The organism is Rugosimonospora africana (assembly GCF_016862975.1).
In the GTDB taxonomy this organism is placed as follows: Bacteria; Actinomycetota; Actinomycetes; order Mycobacteriales; family Micromonosporaceae; genus Rugosimonospora; species Rugosimonospora africana.
The window spans coordinates 1-3,789 of sequence record NZ_BONZ01000024.1; the positions used below are offsets into that span (position 1 = coordinate 1).

3 protein-coding genes are annotated in these 3,789 nt (G+C 69.8%); 2 read left to right on the top strand and 1 reads right to left on the bottom strand.

Going from position 1 to position 3,789, the window contains the following annotated elements; translation table 11 throughout:
* Positions 1-143 precede the first annotated feature (143 nt).
* Positions 144-1,043 (bottom strand): phosphotransferase enzyme family protein, encoded by a 900-nt coding sequence (locus tag Raf01_RS12975; protein WP_203918087.1) that lies wholly within the window; start codon positions 1,041-1,043, stop codon positions 144-146.
* A 98-nt stretch (positions 1,044-1,141) separates the two neighbouring features.
* On the opposite strand from Raf01_RS12975, the gene Raf01_RS12980 reads away from it, so the two are divergent.
* Both Raf01_RS12980 and Raf01_RS12985 read left to right on the top strand, forming a co-directional pair.
* Positions 1,142-1,876: a 4'-phosphopantetheinyl transferase family protein gene (locus tag Raf01_RS12980; protein WP_203918088.1), complete on the top strand. Its 735-nt coding sequence runs from the start codon at positions 1,142-1,144 to the stop codon at positions 1,874-1,876.
* 278 nt (positions 1,877-2,154) lie between these two features.
* The gene (locus Raf01_RS12985; RefSeq protein WP_203918089.1) at positions 2,155-3,669 is read left to right on the top strand and encodes a glycosyltransferase family 39 protein; all 1,515 of its coding nucleotides are present in this window, start codon (positions 2,155-2,157) and stop codon (positions 3,667-3,669) included.
* The last annotated feature ends 120 nt before the right edge of the window (positions 3,670-3,789 follow it).

Genomic DNA, 3,789 nt, shown 5'->3' on the forward strand with positions numbered 1-3,789 from the left:
CGGCGGGTCCAGCCGCCGACCGGCTGCGTTCTCGGATGTCTGGATACAACACCGGTATCCAGACATCCTGCGAGCCTTGCCGGATCGACGCCTGGCCTCCGCCTCGGCTCGACAAGATCGACAGGACAGGGCCTGGGCGCGGATCACGACGCGCCGGCGTACTCGCGGTGCCAGGCCAACCGGCGCGGCATGGACTGCGCGGCCCGCTCGCTGTGTCCCGCGGCCATCGCCGCCCAGGCGGTGAACATGAGGACGTTGCCCTCCAGGCAGGTGCGCCACAGCGGCGTCGTGGTGTCACAGCCGTACGCGTGAACCGCCTCGTCGACCAGGGCACGGTTGGCCGTGTTGATCTGAACGCTGGCGACCAGTGACGCCAGGTCCCACTCGACCGGAGCGGTACACATGTCCTCGAAGTCGGACCAGATCGGGCCGTGCGGCGTCCGCAGCAGGTTGCCCAGGTGCACGTCGCCGTGCAGGGGCTGGGTCCGGCCCCGGTACCCGCGCAGCGCCTCCGAGACCAGCTCGGCGCGGTCGTTGAGGAACGACCGTTCGTCACCGGTCATCGTCTCGGCCCGGTCGAGCAGCAGCGGCAGCTCGTCGAGCGCCTCCGTGGCGCTGGGCAGCTCGACGTCGATCCCCGCCATCGCGCGGTGCAGGGCCGCGAGTGAGTCGCCGACCTGCCGCCCGGACAGCGGCCGATCGGGGTCGTGATCGTAGTAGTGCAGAAAGATCAGTCGCCACCCGTCGACCTCGTGGGGTCCGGGTGGAACCGATCGCGCGGGGTGCATCGCGGGGGCGTCGGTGGTGGCCAGATGGTCGAGCACGGCCAGCTCCCGGTTCTGGTACGCCGCGACCTCCCGTACCGCGGCGGTCTGCGTGGCGATCCGGGCGACGACGGGATGGGGACTCAACCGGACGGTGAGGTTCGCTCCCTCCCGCAGGACGACGGGCTCGACCGAGGGCCCGAGACCGAGCCGGCGGGCCAGACCGACGGTGGCGGCGACGGCTGCCGCGGTGGTGTCGGCTGTGGATTGCGCGCTCATTCCGAGCAGTCTGCCTCGGCCGGGCTGGCCTCGTCATCTCTCTTTTGGATCTCACGCCTACTCTCGGCGGAGGGCGTGGCCGGGATAGGATCGGTCACATGTCTCAGACCGGGACGGGAACGGACAGCCAGCGCCCGGCGGACGTCCCGGCGCCACGCACTCCGGGAGCGCTGCGGTGCGAGATGTGGTTCGCGGACATCGCGTCCGTGCGCCCGGCCCACCTGGCTCTCCTGAACGACGTCGAGCAGCGGCGCCGCGAGCGCTACCTGAAGGAGGCCGACAGGGCCAGATTCACCGCCGGGGTTGCGCTGACCCGGCTGGTGGTGGCGCAGCAGACGGGGACCGTGCCGGACCGGGTACGGGTGGACCGCACCTGCCCACGGTGCTCCGAACCCCACGGAAAGCCGCGGATCGTCGACGCCGATGTCCACATGTCCCTCTCGCACTCCGGGGACAAGGTGGCGTTCGCGCTCACCCGCGAGGCGGCCGTGGGCGTCGACGTCGAGGTCGTCGGCGATCGTGATGTGACGGGTCTGGCAGAGGCGGTGCTCGTCGCCGCCGAGCCGGTTCGCCGGGCCGAGGAGTTCTACACGTACTGGTGCCGGAAAGAATCGGTCGTCAAGGCGACCGGGGAGGGGCTGCGGGTACCGCTTCGCGAGGTCGTCGTCAGCCCCGCTGACACGCCGGCCCAACTCATCAGCTACCGCGGCGCCGCGCTGGCCTGCAGCCTCGCTGACCTGTCCGTCGGTCCCGGATATGCGGCCGCGGTCACGGTCCTCGCCGAGGGAAGCTTGAGCGTACGGATTCACGACGCGTCGGCTGTGTTGGCCTGAGCCTCGGCTGTGCTGGCCTGAGCAGATCTGCTCTGCCCTGATTTGCTCGCTCTGCGCTGACTTGCTCGCACCGCCGGACCCGCGCGCACGCGCGTCACGCTGGACTGCGATCGCCGATGGTAGATACTTCGATCGTGACAGACGGGGGTACGCCTGCCGGTGCGGAATCCGGCACAGAATCCGGTTCGCCGTCGGCGTTGCCAACGCAGCGTTCGGCCGGTTCGCCGTTGTCCGCAGAGCCATCGTCCGTAGAGCCAACGTCCGCGGTGCCATCGCCCGTGGCGTCATCGTCCGCGTCGGCGCTGGGCGGAGAGACCTTCTCCGCGCCCGCTCCGGTCGCCTGGGGTTGGTTGTTGTCCGCCATAGGCGCGCTCGCCGTGGTTCTGACGCTGCTCAGTCAGTGGTACGGGTTCGAGCGCGATGAGTTGTACTTCCGGGTGCTGCGCCCTGCCTGGGGATACGTCGACCAGCCACCGCTGACTCCGCTGCTCGCGCACCTGGCGGCGCAGGTGTCTCCGGACCCGTGGGTGCAGCGGATACCCGCGACATTGTCCGCGATGCTCTCGGTGCTCGTCGTCGTGCTCATCACCCGGGAACTGGGCGGCGGCCGGACCGCGCAGGGCCTGTGCGCCTGGTCCTACGCATTCGCCGCGACACCGCTTCTCATGGGCCACGTAATGCTGACCACGTCGGTGGATCTGGTGGTCTGGCCGCTGGTCTGCCTGTTCGTGATCAGGGTGGTTCGTCGCGATCGGCCGCGCTGGTGGCTGGCTGTCGGGTTGACGGTGGGGCTCAGCACGTACAACAAGTTGCTTGTCACCCTGCTGCTCGTCGCGCTGGCCGCCGGGCTCCTCATCGTCGGTCCGCGCCGCGCGTTGTGGACCGGATGGCTGGCGCTGGCCGCTGCCGTAGCGCTGGTCATCGCCCTGCCGAACCTGCTGTACCAGGCGACGCACTCGTGGCCGCAGCTCACCATGAGTCGCGCGTTGAGCGAGAACAACGCGGGTAGCGTACGCGCGGTCATGTGGCCGTACCTGTTCCTGCTTCTGGGTCCTCCGCTGGTACCCATCTGGGTGGCCGGACTCGTCGCGCCGTGGCGCAGGCGCGAGCTGGCCTGGCGCGCCCTGCGGTTCCTCCCGGTGGCTTTCGTTGTCCTGCTGGCGGAGACGTTCGTCGGTGGCGGCCAGCTCTACTACCCGTTTGGGCTGCTGGCCGTCGTGTACGCCGTCGGATGCGTACCCACCGCCGAGTTCCTGGCTCGCAGCCGGGTCTGGTCGCGGCTCACCGTCTGCGGAGTCGCGCTCAACGCGGCGATCTGCGCGGTGATCGGGCTGCCGCTGGTTCCGTTGTCGGCACTGGCGGACACGCCGGTACCGGCCATCAACCAGGCGGCCCAGGACCAGGTCGGCTGGCCGGACTACGTGGCCCAGGTGGCCGCGGTGTACCGGTCCATCCCACCCGAGGAGCTAGCGCGAACCGTGATCATCACGAGCAACTACGGGGAGGCGGGTGCGATCTACCGGTACGGTCCGGCGCTCGGCCTGCCCACCCCGTACAGCGGCCAGAACCAGCTCTACTACGAGCGGCGACCACCGGAGGCAACGACCACGGTCGTCCTCATCGGGGGCGCGGTCGACGGCGCCGGCGACCATTTCGCCTCGTGTGCTATCGCCGACCGGCTGCACAACCGGTACGGCGTGGACAACGAGGAGGAGGACGAACCGGTCGCGATCTGCCGCGAACCGGCGCAGAGCTGGTCGGTGCTCTGGCCGATGTTCCAGCACTACGACTGAGCGCAGCCGGAGCCGGTTTGTGGCGGAGGTGAGCACAGTCACGGCAGCGCTGACTGAGCGCAGCCGGAGCCGGTTTGTGGCGGAGGTGAGCACAGTCACGGCAGCGCTGACTGAGCGCGG

Excerpts from the sequence above, each read along its gene's own strand:
- Raf01_RS12975 (WP_203918087.1), bottom strand. The coding sequence starts at position 1,043 with ATGAGCGCGCAATCCACAGCCGACACCACCGCGGCAGCCGTCGCCGCC.
- Raf01_RS12980 (WP_203918088.1), top strand. The coding sequence starts at position 1,142 with ATGTCTCAGACCGGGACGGGAACGGACAGCCAGCGCCCGGCGGACGTC.